Annotated in this window: 18 protein-coding genes; 12 read left to right on the forward strand and 6 right to left on the reverse strand. The window is 66.2% G+C overall.

All coding sequences use genetic code 11. The annotated features are described in order from the left end of the window. Positions 1-116: 116 nt before the first annotated feature. The 3 genes from AXW83_RS00875 (at position 117) to AXW83_RS00885 (ending at position 2,102) form a co-directional block, all read left to right on the forward strand. Positions 117-803: an AzlC family ABC transporter permease gene (locus AXW83_RS00875; RefSeq protein ID WP_236841786.1), complete on the forward strand. Its 687-nt coding sequence runs from the start codon at positions 117-119 to the stop codon at positions 801-803. Continuing rightward, entirely contained in the window at positions 790-1,107 is a 318-nt protein-coding gene (locus tag AXW83_RS00880) for an AzlD family protein (RefSeq protein WP_066609814.1), read from the forward strand. The genes AXW83_RS00875 and AXW83_RS00880 overlap by 14 nt, the downstream gene beginning before the upstream one ends. A 128-nt stretch (positions 1,108-1,235) precedes the next feature. Then, a complete protein-coding gene (locus tag AXW83_RS00885; RefSeq protein WP_066609816.1) occupies positions 1,236-2,102 on the forward strand; it encodes a branched-chain amino acid aminotransferase in 867 nt (288 codons plus the stop codon). Positions 2,103-2,135: 33 nt separating this feature from the next. Here the strand turns inward: AXW83_RS00885 and murJ are convergent, their stop codons facing one another. Further along, positions 2,136-3,659, reverse strand: coding sequence for a murein biosynthesis integral membrane protein MurJ (gene murJ / locus AXW83_RS00890; RefSeq protein WP_066609818.1), 1,524 nt, complete (start codon positions 3,657-3,659; stop codon positions 2,136-2,138). A gap of 210 nt (positions 3,660-3,869) precedes the next feature. Continuing rightward, positions 3,870-4,895 (reverse strand): glycosyltransferase family 2 protein, encoded by a 1,026-nt coding sequence (locus AXW83_RS00895; protein WP_236841787.1) that lies wholly within the window; start codon positions 4,893-4,895, stop codon positions 3,870-3,872. A 196-nt stretch (positions 4,896-5,091) separates the two neighbouring features. Here AXW83_RS00895 and AXW83_RS00900 point away from each other — a divergent pair, with 196 nt between their 5' ends. Then, positions 5,092-5,931 carry a ChbG/HpnK family deacetylase gene (locus AXW83_RS00900; RefSeq protein ID WP_066609820.1) on the forward strand — a complete coding sequence of 280 codons (840 nt, stop codon included), beginning with the start codon at positions 5,092-5,094 and terminating at the stop codon, positions 5,929-5,931. 146 nt (positions 5,932-6,077) lie between these two features. Further along, positions 6,078-7,772, forward strand: a complete 1,695-nt coding sequence (locus AXW83_RS00905) for a methyl-accepting chemotaxis protein (RefSeq protein ID WP_066609821.1) — start codon at positions 6,078-6,080, stop codon at positions 7,770-7,772. A gap of 69 nt (positions 7,773-7,841) precedes the next feature. Here AXW83_RS00905 and AXW83_RS00910 read toward each other — a convergent pair whose 3' ends face one another. Then, positions 7,842-8,444 (reverse strand): superoxide dismutase, encoded by a 603-nt coding sequence (locus tag AXW83_RS00910; RefSeq protein WP_066609822.1) that lies wholly within the window; start codon positions 8,442-8,444, stop codon positions 7,842-7,844. A 466-nt stretch (positions 8,445-8,910) separates the two neighbouring features. Here AXW83_RS00910 and AXW83_RS00915 point away from each other — a divergent pair, with 466 nt between their 5' ends. Then, positions 8,911-10,260, forward strand: a complete 1,350-nt coding sequence (locus tag AXW83_RS00915; protein ID WP_066609823.1) for a hypothetical protein — start codon at positions 8,911-8,913, stop codon at positions 10,258-10,260. Here the strand turns inward: AXW83_RS00915 and AXW83_RS00920 are convergent, their stop codons facing one another. Next, complete coding sequence (locus AXW83_RS00920) at positions 10,261-12,459, reverse strand: S9 family peptidase (protein ID WP_082766877.1); 2,199 nt, start codon at positions 12,457-12,459, stop codon at positions 10,261-10,263. It abuts the gene before it with no gap. Between the two features lie 365 nt (positions 12,460-12,824). Here AXW83_RS00920 and AXW83_RS00925 point away from each other — a divergent pair, with 365 nt between their 5' ends. The 3 genes from AXW83_RS00925 to AXW83_RS00935 all read left to right on the forward strand — a co-directional run bounded on the left by AXW83_RS00925 (position 12,825) and on the right by AXW83_RS00935 (position 14,634). Continuing rightward, positions 12,825-13,241: a Ros/MucR family transcriptional regulator gene (locus AXW83_RS00925; protein WP_066609825.1), complete on the forward strand. Its 417-nt coding sequence runs from the start codon at positions 12,825-12,827 to the stop codon at positions 13,239-13,241. A gap of 212 nt (positions 13,242-13,453) precedes the next feature. Next, positions 13,454-13,825 (forward strand): helix-turn-helix domain-containing protein, encoded by a 372-nt coding sequence (locus tag AXW83_RS00930; RefSeq protein ID WP_066609828.1) that lies wholly within the window; start codon positions 13,454-13,456, stop codon positions 13,823-13,825. Then, positions 13,822-14,634, forward strand: a complete 813-nt coding sequence (locus AXW83_RS00935; RefSeq protein WP_066609829.1) for a DUF6456 domain-containing protein — start codon at positions 13,822-13,824, stop codon at positions 14,632-14,634. The genes AXW83_RS00930 and AXW83_RS00935 overlap by 4 nt, the downstream gene beginning before the upstream one ends. 4 nt (positions 14,635-14,638) lie before the next feature. Here AXW83_RS00935 and AXW83_RS00940 read toward each other — a convergent pair whose 3' ends face one another. Together AXW83_RS00940 and AXW83_RS00945 are read right to left on the reverse strand one after the other, a co-directional pair. Continuing rightward, positions 14,639-15,064, reverse strand: coding sequence for a SufE family protein (locus AXW83_RS00940; protein WP_066609831.1), 426 nt, complete (start codon positions 15,062-15,064; stop codon positions 14,639-14,641). A gap of 118 nt (positions 15,065-15,182) precedes the next feature. Further along, complete coding sequence (locus AXW83_RS00945) at positions 15,183-15,470, reverse strand: hypothetical protein (RefSeq protein ID WP_066609833.1); 288 nt, start codon at positions 15,468-15,470, stop codon at positions 15,183-15,185. A 325-nt stretch (positions 15,471-15,795) separates the two neighbouring features. Between AXW83_RS00945 and AXW83_RS00950 the strand changes: the two genes are divergently transcribed. The 3 genes from AXW83_RS00950 to AXW83_RS00960 are packed head-to-tail and all read left to right on the forward strand — an operon-like array spanning position 15,796 to position 18,591. After that, positions 15,796-17,616, forward strand: coding sequence for a sensor histidine kinase (locus AXW83_RS00950; RefSeq protein WP_156639664.1), 1,821 nt, complete (start codon positions 15,796-15,798; stop codon positions 17,614-17,616). Between the two features lie 17 nt (positions 17,617-17,633). Further along, complete coding sequence (locus tag AXW83_RS00955) at positions 17,634-18,236, forward strand: RAD23 family protein (protein ID WP_066609839.1); 603 nt, start codon at positions 17,634-17,636, stop codon at positions 18,234-18,236. Between the two features lie 19 nt (positions 18,237-18,255). Further along, positions 18,256-18,591 (forward strand): DUF1491 family protein, encoded by a 336-nt coding sequence (locus AXW83_RS00960; protein ID WP_066609841.1) that lies wholly within the window; start codon positions 18,256-18,258, stop codon positions 18,589-18,591. The last annotated feature ends 5 nt before the right edge of the window (positions 18,592-18,596 follow it).

An 18,596-nucleotide genomic window follows, 5' to 3' on the forward strand; every position in this document is an offset into this window, starting at 1 on the left:
CGCCGTCGTCGTGCAGCCCCGTTGACCCTGCGCTGCGTTCGCCCTTTGACAGGGGCATCATGTCCAACGCGCCAGAACCAACAGCGGAAACGCCGCCCCCGACGATTCGTGCGCCATTGACGGGTGCCGGCGCCGTACTCGGCCTGCGCCGGGTCTCTGCGCTGGTGCCCGGCGTCGTCGTCTTCGCGGTCGCCTTCGGCGCGGCTGCGGGCGCCAAGGGGCTGAGTCTGTTCGAGGCCGTGCTGATGAGCGCCACCGTCTATGGCGGCGTTTCGCAGCTCGTGGCCATGGAGATCTGGCGGCCGGAATGGAGCTGGGGCGCTATCGTCGGCCTCGCGGTCGTCACCGCGACGGTCAATGCCCGCATGGTCCTTCAGGGAGCCGCGCTGCAGCCCTGGTTCGCGAACTATCCAAGGAGCGTCAATGCATTGCACCTGTTCCTTTTCACTGATGCCAGCTGGCTGATCGGCACGCGCTACCACGCCGAAGGCGGGCGCGATCTCGGTGTGGTGGTTGGCGCCGGGCTCCTGCTCTGGGTTGTCTGGGTCGCGACTACGGCGCTCGGCTACCTGCTCGGCGCGCTCGTCGCCGACCCCCGCACCTATGGCATTGACCTGGTCATGCCGATCTTCTTCGCGGCGATGATCGTGCCGCTCTGGCGTGGCCGGCGTGCCGCGCTGCCCTGGGTCGTCGCCGGCATCGTCGCTTTGATCGCCGCGCGGCTGATTGACGGCTATGCCTTCGTCATTCTTGGCTCGCTGTCGGGCGCTATCGTGGGGGCCTTCCTTGATGAGCCTGCCTGATCCCGGCCCCTGGGGCGCTACGCTTGCCATCCTTGCCATGGCGCTGGCGACTTATCTGTGCCGCATCTCCGGCGTGGTGCTGATGGGCTTCATCCCCCTGACGCCGCGTGTCCGGCGCGGTTTGGCCGCGCTGCCGGGCTCCATCGTCGTTGCAACCGTGCTGCCGCTCGTCGAGAGGCTGGGCCTCGCAGCGGCGCTGGCGCTGGTCGCCGCCATCGGCAGCATGGTGTTTCGGCGCAGCGAGCTGCTCGCGCTCATCGTCGGCATGGGTGCGGTCTCCGCGGCACGCGCCTTCGGGCTCTGATTCATCAGCCGTTCCGATCGCACCCATCACATCCCGTCATCGCAGGGCGGTCGCGCGCATGTTGACGCGAGGGGGCTGTCGGCAGACGGTATTTGGACAACAATACTGACAGATTCAGGAGTGCCGAGATGGCCTGGTATTCGCAGACATGGAGCTGGTTCGACGGTGCGTGGCACGAGGGCAATCCCGGCCTCGTCGGCCCGCGCAGCCATGCGCTCTGGCAGGCGTCCTCGGTCTTCGATGGCGGACGCTATTTCGATGGCGTCGCGCCCGATCTCGCCGCCCATGCCGCCCGCGTCAACCGCTCGGCTGTGGCGCTCGGCCTGAAGGCGACGGTGACGCCGGAATTCATCATCGAGAAGACCCATGAGGGCGTGAAGAAATTCGCGCCCGGCACGGCGCTCTACATCAAGCCGATGTACTGGGGCGAGGCCGACGGGCCCTCGACCATCATGCCCGACGCCGAATCGACGCAGTTTTGCCTCTGCCTGTTCGAAGCGCCGATGCCGCAGCCGACCAATGGATTCTCGGTGACCCAAGGGGCCTTCCGCCGCCCGACCATGGAGACCATGCCGACCGACGCCAAGGCCGGCTGCCTCTACCCCAACAACGCCCGCATCCTGCGCGCCGCCAAGGCGGCCGGCTTCGACAATGCGCTGGTGCTCGACATGCTCGGCAATGTCGCGGAGACGGCGACCTCCAACATCTTCCTGGCCAGGGACGGCGTGGTCCGGACGCCGGCGCCCAACGGCACCTTCCTCAACGGCATCACGCGCCAGCGCGTCATCGGACTCCTGCGTCAGGATGGCGTCACGGTCGAGGAGACGAGCCTGCGCTACAGCGATTTCGAGCAGGCCGACGAGATCTTCATCTCCGGCAACTACTCGAAGGTCATGCCGGTCACGCGGATCGACAACACCACGCTCCAGCCCGGTCCGCTCTTCCGCAAGGCGCGCGAGCTCTACATGGATTTCGCCAATACGAAGGCGGCGTGAACGGCGGTCTCGCGCTGCTGAGGCGAGGGCTGGCTATCGCAGCAGCCTGGTCAACCCTGCCGCCTTGAGCGCGACGCCGATGAGCAGCGCATAGACGAGCACTGCCACGGCACCGACGAGAGCGAGGGCGACCAGCTTCGTCTCGCTCGTAAAGCCAACCGCGGTCAGTATGCGTGGCGCCACCAGATACGCTGCAGATCCTGCGACTGCTCCCGCTCCCGCCACGGCCAGCGCCAGTAGCGGCAGGCTTCTGTCGGTTTTCACCAGCCCGCGCTGGAGCGCCAGCACGAACAGCGCGCCGACATTGATCCAGGCCCCGGCCGCCGTCGCCAGTGCCAGCCCTGGCGCCCCCCAATCGCGCCACAGCAGGAGCTTCAGTGCGACATTGACGGCGATCGCGCAGAGCGAGACCAGCATCGGGGTGGTCGTGTCGCCGCGTGCCTGGAAGCTCGCAACCTGGGTCCGGATCAGCACGATCGCCGGCAGCCCGATCGCATAGGCGAAAAGTACTGCGCCAGCCGCCTGGCTCGCCGTCGCGTCGAAGCGGCCACGCTCGAAAAGCCCCGAGACGATCAGCTCGGGAATGGCGAGGAACGCCGCAGCGAACGGTGCCGCCGCCACCAGCGTCAGCGCCACGGCGCGGTTCTGCGCCTTGTCGGACGCCGCGATGTCGCCTGACGCGAGCAGGCGGCTCATCGTCGGTAGCAGCACGGTGCCGACACCGATCGCGATCACGCCGATCGGCAGCTGGTAGAGCCGTTCGGCATAATACAGCGCGGCATAGGCTCCGGCCGGCAGCAGCGAGGCGATGATCGTGTCGGCAAAGAGCGCGATCTGGACGCCGGCCGAGCCGATCACGGCCGGTCCGAACGCCTTCAGGAAACCCCTGACATCGGCATCGAGGCGTGGCCGGGTCAGCGCCGTGGCGACGCTGGCCCTGGAGGCGGCCAACGTCAGCAGCAGCCATTCGAGCACGCCGGCGACAGCGACGCCCCAGGCCGCCGCATAGGCCGCGCTGGGGAACAAAAATGCGATGGCGAGTGCCGCGATCAGGCACAGATTGAGCAGGATCGGCGCGGCCGCGGCGGCTGCGAACCTGTCGACCGCATTCAGATTGGCGCCGAGCAGCGTCACCAGCGTGATGAACAGGAGATAGGGAAAGGTGATCCGCGTCAGTGCCACGGCCAGCTCGAAACGTTGCGGATCGTTGGCGAAGCCCGGCGCCAGCAGGCGCACAATCTCGGGCATGAAGGGCAGGGCCAGCGCCAGCAGAACGATCTGCACGGCGAGGTTCAAGCTGAAGACCCGGTTGGCGAAGAGCGCCGCCTGCGTCGCCCCGGCCTGCTGGCGGATGCGCGCATAGGCCGGGATATAGGCCTGGTTGAAGGCGCCTTCGCCGAAAATGGTGCGGAAATGGTTGGGCAGCCGCAGTGCCACCGAAAAAGCGTCCATCATGGCGCCCGCGCCGAGCACGGCCGCGAGCACGATGTCGCGGGCAAAGCCCGACACGCGCGAAAGCAGCGTGAAACCGCCGACGGAGAGGATTTTACGAAGCATCGGGCGTGACGACTTTGCTCACAGCCACCACGCCGTCATCCCGGGCGTAGCGAAGCGGAGACCCGGGATCCATGCCTGAACCTGTCCGGCAGCGCTCCGGCATGGATCCCGGATCGGCGCGGCTTTCGCCGCTTGTCCGGGATGACGGCGCGTTTGGGACAGAACATCGAAACGAGACGCTGGCTTCATCCCAGATCAGGCGCCTTGCGTCTACCGGATCAGCGGCGGCAGCGCGTCGCCGCGCGGATGGTCGACCGTGCGCGCATCGAAGCCGACGCGCTCGCCGATCAGATAGAGCGGCCGTCGCTTCACCTCGGCGAAGATGCGCCCGACATATTCGCCGATCAGTCCAAGCGATATCAGCTGGATGCCGGAGAAAAACATGATCGAGACGATCAGCGAAGGAAAGCCGGGCAGGTCGGTGCCGAAGAACAGCGTCCGTATCAGGAAGAACAGCGCGGTGAAGGCGGCGATGATCGCGATCATCACCCCTGTCCAGGTCGCAACCTTGAGCGGCACGGTCGAGAACGACGACAGCCCGTCGAAGGCGAAGCTGAACAGCCTGCGGTATCTGAACTTCGTCTCGCCATGGATGCGGTCGGCCACCTCGAAGGTCACGCCGGTCGAGGGGAAACCGACCCAGGCATAAAGCCCCTTCGAGAAGCGTGCGCGCTCGGGCAGGGCGCGCAGCGCATCGACCACCTTGCGGTCGAGCAGGCGGAAATCGCCGGCGCCCTCTGGCAGTTCGGTTTCGCCGAAGCTGGCGAAAAGCTGGTAGAACGCCTTGGCGAAGTTGCGCTTCAGCCGGCTCTCGCCCGCGCGGTCGGCGCGCTGGCCGTAGATGTTGAGGAAACCCTCGCGCCATTTGGCCAGGAAGATGGGGATCGTCTCGGGGGGATGCTGCAGGTCGGCATCCATAATCACGACCGCATCGCCCGCCGCATGGTCGAGCCCGGCTGCGATCGCGATTTCCTTGCCGAAATTGCGGCTGAACGACACCGCGCTGATTCGAGGATCGCTCGCGTTCAGGAGCCGCAGCACCGCGAGCGTACCGTCGCGGCTGCCGTCGTCGATGCAGACCAACTCCCAGGAGCGGACCTCGCCGTCCAGCACGGCCTTCAGCCGTTCGACCAGGATCGGCAGATTATCGGCCTCGTTATGGACGGGCACGACGATCGACAGCTCCGGCCTTGCCGCAGCCGGTATCGAATGTGAGGCGGACGACGTTTCGGACACTGCGACCTCATTCCCGGGCTTCGCGCGGCCGGGCCATTCCTGCAACCATGCATCCGGCCGGATGACGTGGCGCGCACAGAACCTTAAAGCTTGCAGGCTCACAAGCCCCGTCGCCTGGGGCCTGCCGCCCGCAATAAACGTTTGCAACGGCGTCGCCGTCCATAGCGGGTGGCGCATGAACGAGGAACAACGACCGATGGCAACCGGCTTCGTGCTCTGCGCGGACGATTTCGCCATGACCGACGGTATCAGCCGTTCGATTCTGGAGCTGCTGGAGCGGGGCAAGCTATCGGCGACGGGGGCGATGACCAACCGGCCGCATTGGGCCCGTCTCTCCTGCGAACTCGCGGTTTTCGCGCCAAAGGCGGAGCTCGGGGTACACCTCAATCTGACATGCGCGGCCCCGCTCGGCGCCATGCCGACCGTGGCGCCAGGCGGTGCGCTGCCGGCACTGGGAGAACTTGCGCGGATGGCCTTGCAGTCGGGGGCCGCGCGCGCCGAGATCGCAGCCGAGATCGCGCGGCAGTGCTCGGCATTCGAGGATGCGCTCGGTCGCCCGCCCGACTTCGTCGACGGCCACCAGCATGTCCATGTGTTGCCCGGCATCCGACATGCCGTCATCGCGGCCGTAGCCGGCCGCTATGCTCCTGGCTCGGTCTATCTGCGTGACCCGGGCGATTCGCCTTCGGCCATCCGGGCGCGTGGCGTGGCGGTTGCAAAGGCACTCGTCATCGCCGGTCTGGCGGTCGGCTTCGGGCGCAGCGCGAGCCGGGTCGGCATTCCGGTCAATCGGGGCTTCTCCGGCGTCTCTCCCTTCGACCCGAAGCGCGACTTCGGCGCGGATCTGCACAGCTTTCTGGTCAGGCCGGGACAGGCCCATCTCGTCATGTGCCATCCCGGCTTCATCGACGATGAACTGGCCCGCCTCGATCCCGTCATCGCGACTCGACCGGTCGAGCATACGGGTCTGTTGGCCTTCGAGCCGCCCGCCTCGCTCAGGATGACGCGCTTCGCAGCCCTGGATCCCAGGCTCTAGATGCAGGACAGTCGCCGAATGATCGGCACGATTGGCCGGTCATGCCGGTACCGCAATCGAAAATTTACCCGGTTCGGCCAGTCTCGATGGCAGTTCCCCGTGCCTGGGGTTCTGCATCCCCCGGATGGGGCGAGGATATCAACCCGATGACGTGGTTCAAGCGATCGAAGGCGCTGGCGGAGATGGCCCGGCCGGTGCCCGGCAGGGAAGGCGTCGCGCGTTCCCTGAGCAGCAGGATCGCCGGAGCTGCCGTCGCCATCGTCGCCATTGCCACTGTTTTCAGCGTCATTGCGATCGCGCGCTACAACGATGCCAAGACCAGAGGCGACCTGGAGCAGAAGATCATCGCGCTGACGACGATGGTGGTGAACGCCTCGCCGGCACTGATCCTGGCGCGCGATACCACGACATTGGGCTACATTCTGGAATCACTGCGCCGCGACCCGGATTTCGATGCGGGTATCGTCGCCGACGATGTGTCCGTTTTGGCGAATGCCGGGCGCAACGAGGAAGCGCGACTGTCGCTGACGCCGCGCGCCCTGACGGCGGCTCTCGGCCGCGCGCCCTGGGATGTCCTGGCGGACGTCGCCTCGACCGCGATCGAAGACAATACTTTCGTCACAAAACTCTATGTCGTGAAGGTTGGCGGACATCAGAAGCAGATCGGCTATATCGCGATCCGCTTCGACAAGACCCGCCTCGTCGCCCGCGCCGCCTGGGAGCAACTCGTCACCATCGGTTTCGGCGTCCTGATCCTGTTGATTATGGGACCGCTGCTCTGGGTTTCGCTGTCGCGTACCATGAAGCCGCTGCAAAGCATGACGAGGGCGATCGTCAGTATTTCCGACGGCAATCTCGACACGCCGATCGATGCCGTCGGTCGCCGCGACGAGATCGGCGCCATTGCCCATGCTCTCGGTATCCTCAAGATCAGGCTGGCGGAACGCGCGACGCTGCAGGAGAAGCAGCATGTCTCCGAAGCCGAGCGTCGCCAGCATCAGCACGGCGTCGATGAAGCGATCGCGCTGTTTCGCGGTGAGGTCGGTGTCGCGCTGGAAGCGTTCAAGAGCAATGCCGACCGCATGAGCGAGGCCTCGGACGGTCTCGCCCGGGTCGCCGCGGAATCCTCCGGACGCGCCGCCCGCGCGGCCCAGAATTCGCAGGGCGCCTCCAACAATGTCGAAAGCGCGGCCCAGGCGGCCGAGGAAATGGGCGCCGCCATCCGCGAGGTCGAATTCCAGGTCCGGCGCGTGCGCATGGAGATCGTCGAAGCCGCCTCGATCTCGCGCGACACGGCAAGCTCGGTTCGGGCGCTCGACGAAACGGCGCGTGCCATCGGCGAGGTCGTCAACCTGATCCGCGACATCGCCGCCCAGACCAACCTGCTCGCGCTCAACGCCACGATCGAGGCCGCCCGGGCCGGTGAGGCGGGGCGTGGCTTTGCCGTCGTCGCCTCCGAGGTCAAGAGCCTGGCATCCCAGACGGCCGATGCGACCGACCGCATCGTCACGCAGGTCGGCGCCATCCAGGGCGCGACCGGCGAGGTCGTCGGCGCCATCCAGAATATCGCCGAGCGTATGGGCGCCATCGAGAACTTCGCCAACGCGGTCGCGACCTCGATCGAGCAGCAGGCCATCGCCACGGGCGAGATCGCCAGCGGCGTCGCCATGGCTTCCTCCTCCGCCTTGTCGGTCTCGAGCGACCTCAGCGTGCTCGCCGACAGCGTCGAGGAGACCGGGCAGTCTGCCGAACAGGTCCGCGGTGCGGCCGGCGAGGTCGCGGCCCAGGCGCTTCGCCTGCGCTCCACGGTCGATCAGTTCCTGCGCAGCGTCGCGGCCTGAGCGGCGCAGCGTCGGTTCAACGAAAAACGGGGCCGTAAGGCCCCGTTTCGATCAGAACTGTCGCAGGCCTCAAGCCTTGGCGGCGCCGTCGTACAACTCGGCGACGTACTCCCAGTTCACCAGACTCTCCAGGAAGGCCTTGAGATAATCGGGGCGACGGTTGCGGTAGTCGATGTAGTAGGAGTGCTCCCAGACGTCGACGCCGAGGATCGGGGTGGCGCCGTTGACGAGCGGGCTCTCGCCGTTGGGGGTCTTGGAGACGGCGATCTTGCCGTCTTTCACTTCCAGCCAGGCCCAGCCCGAACCGAACTGGCCGACGCCGGCGGCGACGAAATCATCCTTGAACTTCTCGACCGAGCCGAAGGATTCGATCACGGCCTTCTCGAGCGCGCCCGGCAGCTTGCCGCCGCCATTGGGCTTCATCCACTTCCAGAAGTGCAGGTGATTGTAGTGCTGGCCGGCATTGTTGAACACGGCCGGGTTCTTGCCGTGCGAGGCCTTGACGATCTCCTCGAGCGACTTGCCCTCGAATTCGGTGCCCTTGATGGCGTTGTTGCCGTTGGTGACATAGGCGAGGTGGTGCTTGTCGTGATGGTATTCCAGCGTTTCCTTCGACATGAAGGGCTGCAGCGCATCATGGGCGTAGGGCAGGTCGGGAAGGGTGAAGGACATGGGCGCCTCTCCTTGGGCTGTCGAAATTTGGGCTGTCGAAATCGCTTGGGTTGAGAATGGCTTCGTAATGAACGGCTTGGGCCGTCGCGGCCCGGCGGAACCTCCGCCATCCCCCGCGATAGTTAAGCGTCCCGGCGCCATGCGGCAACCGCCGCGGTCGACGAAATGCCATGTCCTGCCGGAGCGGTGGCGCTTCCAGAACCCGCCGCTGTGGCCGACAGCCCCTGCTTCGGCCCGAATCTTGGTTCCTGCAGCTGGCCTTTTGGAAACACTCTCTTATTCAATAAGTTAGAATATGATCTATTGAGAGGGGCTGTGGCCTTCTTTCGGCGGTGTCGTTGGAGCCGGATGACTTTGGGTCGAAGCGACTTGGAGTCCGAATCCGTTTCTCCGGCAAAGAGTTAGAGTAGGATGTCGTTCGAATGCCGCTTCTCGTTATTCGGCATCATGATCTAGGGATGTTGTCTTGATCACGATCTTCGGTTTGCTGGGTGTGGCTTTTCTTGGCGGCGGCGTCTGGGCCATCGTCGATGGCTGGCCCTATATGGTGCTGGAGCGGGGCTTCACCCAGGTCATCATCGGCACCGTTGCCGTCACCGGCGGCGTTATCCTGCTGGGATTATGGTGGCTGATGATGGAACTGCGCCGGGTCAAGGCCTCGGTCTCCAGCGCAGTTGCCGCGCTGGCGATAGCGAATATGTCGGCGGGCGAGCCGGCGCCGGTGGCCTGGCCTTCGCGGCCCGTGCCGCAGCCAATGCCGGAACCGGCCGCGCCGGACTCTATCGAAGCATCGCCGGCTACCATCGGCCTCGCAGCGGCGGGTACCGCGCTCGCCGCCGGCACGCTCGCCGGGGTTGCGTCCAGGGCGACCGAGGAACCGGCTGCCGGGCCGGTCGAGACCGTTGCACCCAAGATCGATCCTGTCGAGGAGCCTGATACACGTTGGCTCGCGCCGGAATTGAGTACGGCGCAAGGCTTCGCGCCCCTCCCGCCACGGACCGAGCCTGTCGAGGATATCCCGGAAGCGGTGCACGAAGCCGAAGCGCATGACGAGGCGGCCGCCGTACCGGTGCCGGACGTCGATCCGCTCGCGGCCGCGATTTCCGCCGCTCTCGCGGAACCATCCATTGTCATTCCGTCCGAGGAGCGGGCGCCGCCCGAGCCATCGCCTGTCGTCGTAGCCCACGATGAAGCCGACACCAGGCCGGCTGCTGAATCCTCGATCTGGTGGCCCGAGATCAACGCGTCGGCCGAACAGGATCAGGCTGCGCCTGAGACCGCGCCTCAACCCGGTGATGACCTGGCCTCCCTGCGCGAACGATTGAATACCGGCCCCGCATTGCCAGATTTGAGCGCTGATACTCCCGTCACGGAAGCGGTTCAGCCGCCGGCTGACGCCGAGAAGCCTGGCACGATCGACGCCGCCGAAGCCTGGATGAACCCGGTCTTCGCGCGGCGGGAGCCGTTTTTTGGCGAGCCGTCCGCGGAACCCGTGGCAAGCGAACCGGAATGGATCCCGTCCCCGGCCGTCCCGGCGGCCGAGCCGGAAGACCGAGCGTCATTCGACGACAGACCGCGCGAAGCAGCACTCTCGGCCGAGCCGGAGGAACGGACGGCGCTCGTTCCGGCCGCAAATATGCCTCCCGCAGCATCCGATGAGGGCGTCATTGGTGCCTACCAGGTCGGCGAAGCGCATTTCACCTTGTTTGCCGACGGTTCGATCAGGGCAAGCACGCCCGACGGCGACTATGATTTCGGCTCGATGGACGAACTCAAGACCTATCTCGCCAGCGAGAAGAGCCGGCTTGGCGTCTGATCACGCGACTGCCTCCGGCCAGCCGTCGCCGGCGGCCTGGATTGCGAAGGCGTAGGCCAGCGCGATCTCCTTGAGCGAATCGAAACGGCCGGCCGAGCCGCCATGGCCGGCATCCATGTTGGTGTGCAGCATGATCGGGCCGCCGCCGGTCATCGTCGCGCGCAGCCGCGCCACCCATTTCGCCGGTTCCCAATAGGTCACGCGCGGGTCCGTCAGCCCGGCCATCGCTAGGATCGGCGGATAGGCCTGCGCCGTGATGTTGTCATAGGGCGAGTAGCCCCGGATCGTCTCGAAGGCGGCGATATCGGTGATCGGGTTGCCCCATTCCGGCCATTCCGGCGGCGTCAGGGGCAGGGTGTCGTCGAGGATGGTGTTCAGCACATCGACGAACGGCACCTCCGCGATGATCCCGGCGAAGAGATGCGGCGCCAGATTGGCCACTGCCCCCATCAGCATGCCGCCGGCGCTGCCGCCCTGGGCGACGATCCGGCCGGGGCTCGTGAAGCGCTCGGCCGCCAGCATCTCGGCGGCGGCGATGAAATCGGTGAAGGTATTGGGCTTCTTGTCGCGCTTGCCGTCGAGATACCAGCCCCAGCCCTTGTCGGTGCCGCCGCGGACATGGGCGATGGCGTAGACGAAGCCGCGATCGACGAGGCTGAGCGGCGTGCTGCGGAACGACGCCGACATCGCCGAGCCGTAGGAGCCGTAGCCGTAGAGCAGGCACGGCGCCGAGCCGTCGAGCGCGGTATCGGCCCGGTGCAGCAGGGAGACGGGTACCTTCGCGCCGTCCTTGGCCGTTGCGAACACACGGCGGACGCGATAGGCCGCCGGGTCGTGGCCCGACGGCACCTCCTGGCGCTTCAGCAGGGTGCGCTCGCCGCTCGTCATCTCGTAGTCGTAGGTCTCGGCGGGCCGCGCCATCGAGGCGTAGATGAAGCGCAGCGTATCTGTGTCGAATTCGTATCCGGCATCCATGCCGAGCCCATAGGCCTCTTCCTCGAAGGCGATGGCACTTTCGGCACCGCTGGCAAGGTCGCGGATGACGATACGCGGCAGCCCATCCTCCCGTTCCAGCCGGATCAGCCGTCCCTGCAGGCAGACGTGGCTCAGGATCAGGCGTCCCGGCTTGTGCGGGACGAGGTCGTGCCACTGCTCCGGCCCCGGATCGCCGACCGGGGCGCGGACGATCTTGAAATCCTCCGCCCCGCCCGCATTGGTCAGAATCAGGAAATCCTCGCCGTGATGCTCGACATCGTACCGCCGTCCCGGCTGCCGCGGCGCAATCGTGCGGAGCTGCGCATCGGGTTCCGCCAGATTGACGATCCGAATCTCGGAGGTCTCATGATCGCTGATCGAGATCAGCAGGAACCGGCCCGACTGCGTCTCGTCGATATCGACGAACATCCCGGCATCGTCCTCCTGATGCAGGAGCGTGTCCTGGCTGGGCTGGTCGCCCAGCCGATGGCGGAAGACTTTGGAGGGGCGGTGGTCGGCATCGACACCGACATAGAAGAACGAGCGGCTGTCCGCCGCCCAGACGATGTCGCCCGTCGTGTCGGCGATGGCATCCGGGAGATCCTTGCCGCTGGCCAGATCGCGGATGCGGATCATGTGCAGCTCGGAGCCCGCCTCGTCCGCGCTCCAGGCGAGCAGGCTGTGGTCGGGGCTGTGGACGGTGTCGCCGAGGTCGAAGAAGTCCTTTCCATCGGCCAGCATATCGGCGTCGAGCATGATCTGCTCACGACGGTTTCCACCGCCGCCTTTGCGCAGGTCGTCCTTGCCCAAGTCTTCCCGACCAGTGTCGTCCTTACCCGTTCTGGGCTTGCGGCAGATCAGCGGGTGCTCGCCGCCCTTTCGGTAGCGCGAATAGTAGAGAAACGGTCCATCGGGTCGCGGAACGCTCGAATCATCTTCCTTGATCCGCCCGCGCATCTCCTTGACGAGATCGCGCTGCAGCCCCTTCAGAGGCGCCGTCAAAGCCTTGCAATAGGCATTCTCTGCGTCGAGATGCGCGCGAATGTCGGCTGGCAGAACGTCGGGATCGCGCAGGACGTCCTTCCAGTTGGATGCGCGCAGCCAGGCATAGTCGTCGGTCAGCAGCGTGCCGTGGACGAGTCGCGTTTCGGTCCGGCGTTCGGCATGAGGCGGCGCTGCCGGGCGCTTCCCCTTGCGGTTCGATGGCGATTCAGCTGTGGACATCGACCTCGAACCTGGTTGCGTCATTCGCCATGCCCACATCTGGGGCTTGACTGGTAGAGAGCGCGGGGAGGGCTGGCAAGATGACTTTTTTGCCTGCCGCGCCAGCCAAATGGACATTGGGTTAGCCTAATACGTCCGGGTAGACGCAATATTCAGGCTGCTTATTCGTATTCGTTAAGAGATTGTTGGCTTGCGGGGCGGTTAACTATGCACTACGAGAAAAGCTGATCGTTGCGCTTGGCGGGATTCTATGATTCGCAGAGATTGACCTGCTGCCGACCCGGATGAGCGAAGGTTCGGCGCTGGGGAACCCAGACGATCAGGCGCGAGATTTGGTCCAATAACACATAAGGAGTGATGCCATCATGGCTGACAATGACGGCTCGGATTACATCGAGCTTACCGCCGACATCGTATCTGCCTATGTCTCGAACAATTCTGTTCCTGCGGCCGAATTGCCCGCTCTGATCAACGATGTCTACGGCGCATTGAGCCACGTCGTCGCCGGCATTGCTCCCGTCGTTCCGACTGAGGCACCCAAGCCTGCGATTCCGGTCAAGAAGTCCATCACGGCCGATTATCTGATCTGCCTCGAGGATGGAAAGAAGTTCAAATCGCTCAAGCGACATCTGCGGACCCAATATAATATGTCGCCCGAGCAGTATCGCGAGAAGTGGGGCTTGCCCCCCGACTATCCGATGGTCGCCCCGAACTACGCCGAGGCGCGCTCGCAGCTGGCGAAGAAGATGGGTCTCGGCCAGCAGCGCCGCAAGCGCCGCTGATCCGGCACCATACGATCCGAACGGCCCTCGGCCTGTTCGTCCTGAGCTTAAGGCCGTCGGTTCTCCGGCGGCCTTTTTATTTGCGCCGGTGGCGCGAGCGGACAGCCTCGACGAAGCGGTGAAAAAGCGCTTGCCAAACATAATATAGGAATATAATCATATTATCCTGTAGGTTGAAATGCCACTCCGGCAGACCGAAAAAGGAACATATCATGAACACAAAGCGGAGCAACCCATGCGATGCGACCGACCAGGCAGCCTGCGCCCGTCTCGCGGAAGCTGCCGTATCGACGATGGCCCGCGTGCCGGCCGCAAGGCTGCGCGGGACGTTTCGGGGGCGCCGCACCGTCGCTTTGGCCCGCCAGACGGCGATGTATCTCGCCCATGTCGTCTTCGGTCTGTCCTACACGCGGGTCGGCATCTGCTTCGGCCGCGACCGCACCACCGTCAGACATGCCTGTGCCCTGATCGAGGATCGCCGCGATGATCCGTCTCTCGAACTGGCGCTGGCTGCGCTGGAAGCCGGCCTTCTCGCCCTGACGCGCACGCTGCGCGCCGCCGCGCTGACGGAGAAGCGCTCATGACCGCGAAAACCCATCTGTCAGGCGACCGGGACAGGCTGTTGCGTCACCTTGGCGAGCCCGGCTGCTTCGGGGTCGTCTCGCCGCTCGGCTGCGGGCGCGTTGCGCTTTATCGCGATGCCGGGGGAACCAGGCTGGGAGCAGGTTATGCCGCCGCCGAGGCGGCCGCGATGCTGGTCGCGGAAGGGCGTGCCCGCTGGGTGGGGACAGGGCGGTCGGCTCGCCTCCTTGGGCTTGCCGAGCCCGTTCCCAAACGGGCACTGGCGACGAAGACCATCGTTCTTGGGGACAAGATCGAAACCGTCGTCGTCGACGAACGCGAAAGCCCGCTGCTCTGGCTGCATCGCCGCAACGGCAAGGATGGCAAGCCGCAGATATCGGCGAGCGAATTCGCAGCGGGCGAGCGCTTCCGTACCGATCTGACGCTCGCTCAGATGATGCCGCGCACGACGATGAACTGGGATGCCTCCCTCACGGGCGACCGGCGCGGCTCGGGCGGCCGCGATCCCGCACAGGCCTCGGACTCGGCTCTCGCGGCGCATCAGCGCGTCAGGCTGGCCTGCGACCGCATGGGCTCCGAACTGTCGGGCCTCGCCATCGACGTCTGCGGCTTTCTGAAGGGGCTCGACCAGGTCGAGCGCGAACGTGGTTGGCCTGCGCGTTCGGCCAAGATCGTGCTCAGGCTGGCGCTGTCGGCGCTGGCCCTTCACTACGGCATCGATGCGCCCGCGCCGCCGCGGCGCCGCAACGCCGTCTGGCGCGGCGAGGGCGCCCGCCCCGCGATCATGCCGGCAAGTAGCGCGGGAGTCTGATCGATCAGCCGGCCGCCTGCCGCGCATCGGCCTTGATGCGGTCGATCATCGAGCGCACGCCATTGGAGCGCTGCGGGGTCAGATGGGCGGCGAGGCCGAGCCGCTCATAGGTCGCGAAGGCATCCGTCTCTAGGATTTGGGCTGCGGTCTTGCCCGAATAGATCGCCAGAGCGAGCGCAACCAGCCCGCGCACGATATGGGCATCGCTGTCTCCGAGATAGTGCAGGCGTGTCTGCGGCCCGGGTCCGCCCTCAGGTCGCGCCTCGATCCAGACCTGGCTGGCGCAGCCGCGCACCTTGTTGACGTCGTTATGGGCGGCCTCGGGCAGCGGCGACAGACCTTTGCCGAGTTCGATCAGATAGCGGTAGCGGTCGTCCCACTCGTCGAGCAGGTCGAAATTGGCGATGATCTTGTCGAGGCTTTCACTCATGTTCGATCCGCTACCGACTGCCCGCGGCGAAGATCCGAGGCAGCCTATCGACCGCTCTTCGCCGCCTCGCCGGCCGCCGTCAAGCGCCGGCTTGCCGCATGGGAGCGCCTGGGCAGATCTAGCGCAATTTTCCAGACGCGCTCGGATCGCCTTTCGGCGCGAGGCTCGCGGTCGTGGCGGCCAGGAAGCGCTCGCGTGTCGCGGGCTCCAGCCCGGCCAGGATTTCGGCGGCCTCGCGCGCCGCCATCAGGCCGTTGGCGGCAGTTTTCGGGTCGATCTTCGCCGCCGTTCGAAATGCGGTACGTGCCGCCTCGACGCCGGCCCCGTCGTTCGATTTGCCGCCGTGAACCGGTGAATTCAGGGCGATCGTACCGATGATCGCAAGACTGCGCAGGATATAGGCCATCGTCGAATCTCGCTCCCGGCGGGCGTTCGCGCCCGGTATCGACCGGAGGGCACCATAGCCGCCAGGTCAAAAGATCGCGTCTTTGCGATGCGTCGCATTTGAATCGATTGCGCGGCCTGATCTTCAGCTTCCGTTCACCCTGCTTCCAACATCGGCATGATGTTTCAGATCACGTAGAAACCATATAAGCTATTGAAATAAAAAGCACTTTTATGGGGAATTTGTATTCCAGGGCGGCCTCGTCGCCGTCCGGCTTAAGCACCGCTTAAACCGGCGGTGGTGTGGTTGCCTGGACGCGGGCGACAACGCCTGCCGGAGTAAAGCGTTGCAGTTCTCCATGGCGATTACGGCGATCAGGACACAGGTGGCGGCGATGGTGCATCCGTCGGTGCCGCCGGGCTCGCCCGAGCGTGCCCGGCAGGAACGCTTCCTGCTGACACGCCTCGCAACGGGGGCGGTCGCGCTCGGAGTAGCGCCGGCCTATCTGGCCTGGCGCGGAACGCTCGGCGGTCTCGAGGCGCTAGTCGTCATCGCCGCCGCGCTGCCGCTGCTGGCGGTGGTCGTGCTGTCGCGTACCGGCCGGCTCGATCTCGCTCACATGATCTCGGCTGCAGCGCTCTCATTGTTCATCGCGGCCATGGCGGGCATGACCGGGGGCGCTCGCTCGCCGCTTCTGCTCTGGCTCGTCGCCGTTCCGGCCGAGGCGGCATTCTACGGCACACGCCGCTATGTGGTGCGGGCCGGCGCGATCGCTGCCGCCACGCTCGCAGCCGTACTCGCCGCGCATCATCTGGGCGTCTTCGCCCGGCCCGCGCCCTGGACCTCCGGCATCGTGCCTGTGCTCGCTACCGTGGCGGTCTGCCATGCTATCGCGATTGCGATGCGCTTCATCAGACGCCGGGACGATGAACTGCGTGCCCACCGCGCCGCGGACGCACGGGCCCAGCTCCTGCTCGAGCATGTCGGAGATCTCGTCACCTGGCATGATGCGTCCGGCGCCGTGGTCTTCGCCAACGCCGCCGCCAGGATCCTGGCCGGCGCGGAGCCTCATGAACTCCATGGCCGCGGTCTGTTCGAGCGGGTTCACATCGCCGATCGGCCGCTCTTTCTGAAGGCGCTGAGCGATACCGCCCATGGCGCCGGCGAGGCGACGGTCTGCTTCCGGACTTTGTTCCTCCCGCGCGATGCCGAGGCGGAGCACGGCGGCCCCGTCTCGGTCTGGCTCGAAATGCACGCTCACCGGATCGAGACTGCGGGTGCCAGTGACGGCGTTGCCGTCGTCTGCGTGATGCGCGACGTCACCGTTCGCCGGGCCCTGGAGGAGGAGCGGGCGCGCGGCCACGCCGACGCCTTGAAGGCCAATGATGTCAAAGGCCAGTTCCTCGCCACCGTCAGCCATGAACTACGGACGCCGCTCAATGCCATCATCGGCTTCTCCGAGATGCTGAGCAGCGACATGCCCGGTATGCTCGACGACGAGAAGCGGCTCGAATACGCCAGGATCATCCACGCCTCGGGGCATCACCTGCTCGATGTGGTCAACACGCTGCTCGATGTCTCCAAGATCGAGAGCGGTGCGATGACGATCAATCAGGAGCCGCTGGATCTGGCGGAGGTCGTGCAGGATTGCTGCACGCTGATGGCGTTGCGCGCCGATACCGGCAGCGTCACGCTCGATCGCGTCCTCGGTCCTGATCTGCCTGCCGTCGTCGGCGACCGGCGCGCGCTCAAGCAGGTGGTGATCAACCTGCTCTCAAACGCGGTGAAGTTCACGCCCGTCGGCGGCCGTGTCGTGCTGGCGCTGGTGCGCGACGGCGACATGATCGACCTCTCGATTTCCGATACCGGTATCGGCATCGCCGCGACCGACCTGCCGCGCCTTGGCGATCCCTTCTTCCAGGCCAGAGGCTCCTATGACCGCGCCTATGAGGGCACCGGGCTCGGACTCTCCGTCGTGCGTGGGCTCGTCGGCCTGCATGGCGGCAAGCTGACCATCGAAAGCGCACCCGGCGTCGGCACGCGCGTCTCGGTCAGGCTGCCGGTCGCCGGCGTCGCCGCGGCCTCGCAGCCGGTCAAGATCGCGACCTTCGCCCGCGCCCCGCGCCGTGGCCTCGACACTAAAGAACCCTTCCGTTTGACCGCCTGACCAAAGAGCCAGCAGCCATGTCCGCCACCATCGCCGCCCGCGCCCATTCCAACGCCACGCTGTCAGCCCCGGTGAAGCGAGCGAAGGCGGCACGCACCCGTACCTCCTGGCTGACCCGCATCCTGCGGACGGTAGCGCGCAGGCCCGGCCGGGCGCTGATCATGCTGCTGTTCTCGGCCGTGGCCGCTGCGATCATGGTCAATGCCATGCTGTTCCAGAAGGCGCGCCACCCCGCGCCGATCGCAGCTGCGCCGACCGCGACGCAGCCGGCCCGCCCCGTGGAGCGCCGGGCCGAGACGCCGGCTCCGGTTCAGTCCCCCGCTGCCCAGCCACAGCCTGCCTCGGTGACGGGGGGCGCTGCGGCCCCGCACCCTCCGACGCGCCCGTCCGATCTGCCGGCAGGGGCTCGCGAGGCCTCGCCGCGTCCGCCCGCCGCCGTCACCTCCGTTTCGCGCACGGCTGCCGCGCCCGTTCCGACAGCGGTCCCGGCGGCTCGCAGCGCTGCCGCTCGCGACCCGATCGCGGATTTGATCAACGGCGGCGACCTGCGGCCTCCGGCCGAGATTCGCGGCGTCGCTGCGGCAAAGCCTGCCCAGCCGCGCCGGTCGGCCGAGAACTGAGCCGGGCAGGGCGGCGCCCGTGCCGAGGCTGACCAGTGATTTCTGGGTTTCGGCCTATCTGCGCCAGGCCGCTCATGACGGGCTCGATGCCGTCCTGAGACGGCGCGGCGCCAGCGAGGCCGGCGCCATCTTCGTCAAGCTGGACCGCCTGGATGGAACGGGCGCGCTCTACGGCCCGGCCCCGCAGGCCCTGGCTGACGAAGACGGCGCGCGCCGCTTCCAGCTCATCCTGGACGCCGATCCGCTTGCGATCGAGGATCGGATGGAGCGCGAGCGACGCTTCGATCCCGATCTCTGGCTGGTCGAGATCGAGAACCGGCAGGGCGACCCGCGCCTCGATCTGGTAGGGGACTAGCCTCG

The organism is Bosea sp. PAMC 26642 (genome assembly GCF_001562255.1).
Classification (GTDB): Bacteria; Pseudomonadota; Alphaproteobacteria; order Rhizobiales; family Beijerinckiaceae; genus Allobosea.

Bases quoted from the DNA above. Each gene is read 5' to 3' on its own strand.
- AXW83_RS00880 (WP_066609814.1), top strand. From the start codon at position 790: ATGAGCCTGCCTGATCCCGGCCCCTGGGGCGCTACGCTTGCCATCCTT.
- AXW83_RS00885 (WP_066609816.1), top strand. From the start codon at position 1,236: ATGGCCTGGTATTCGCAGACATGGAGCTGGTTCGACGGTGCGTGGCAC.
- murJ (WP_066609818.1), bottom strand. From the start codon at position 3,659: ATGCTTCGTAAAATCCTCTCCGTCGGCGGTTTCACGCTGCTTTCGCGC.
- AXW83_RS00900 (WP_066609820.1), top strand. From the start codon at position 5,092: ATGGCAACCGGCTTCGTGCTCTGCGCGGACGATTTCGCCATGACCGAC.
- AXW83_RS00905 (WP_066609821.1), top strand. From the start codon at position 6,078: ATGACGTGGTTCAAGCGATCGAAGGCGCTGGCGGAGATGGCCCGGCCG.
- AXW83_RS00910 (WP_066609822.1), bottom strand. From the start codon at position 8,444: ATGTCCTTCACCCTTCCCGACCTGCCCTACGCCCATGATGCGCTGCAG.
- AXW83_RS00920 (WP_082766877.1), bottom strand. From the start codon at position 12,459: ATGTCCACAGCTGAATCGCCATCGAACCGCAAGGGGAAGCGCCCGGCA.
- AXW83_RS00925 (WP_066609825.1), top strand. From the start codon at position 12,825: ATGGCTGACAATGACGGCTCGGATTACATCGAGCTTACCGCCGACATC.
- AXW83_RS00930 (WP_066609828.1), top strand. From the start codon at position 13,454: ATGAACACAAAGCGGAGCAACCCATGCGATGCGACCGACCAGGCAGCC.
- AXW83_RS00935 (WP_066609829.1), top strand. From the start codon at position 13,822: ATGACCGCGAAAACCCATCTGTCAGGCGACCGGGACAGGCTGTTGCGT.
- AXW83_RS00940 (WP_066609831.1), bottom strand. From the start codon at position 15,064: ATGAGTGAAAGCCTCGACAAGATCATCGCCAATTTCGACCTGCTCGAC.
- AXW83_RS00945 (WP_066609833.1), bottom strand. From the start codon at position 15,470: ATGGCCTATATCCTGCGCAGTCTTGCGATCATCGGTACGATCGCCCTG.
- AXW83_RS00955 (WP_066609839.1), top strand. From the start codon at position 17,634: ATGTCCGCCACCATCGCCGCCCGCGCCCATTCCAACGCCACGCTGTCA.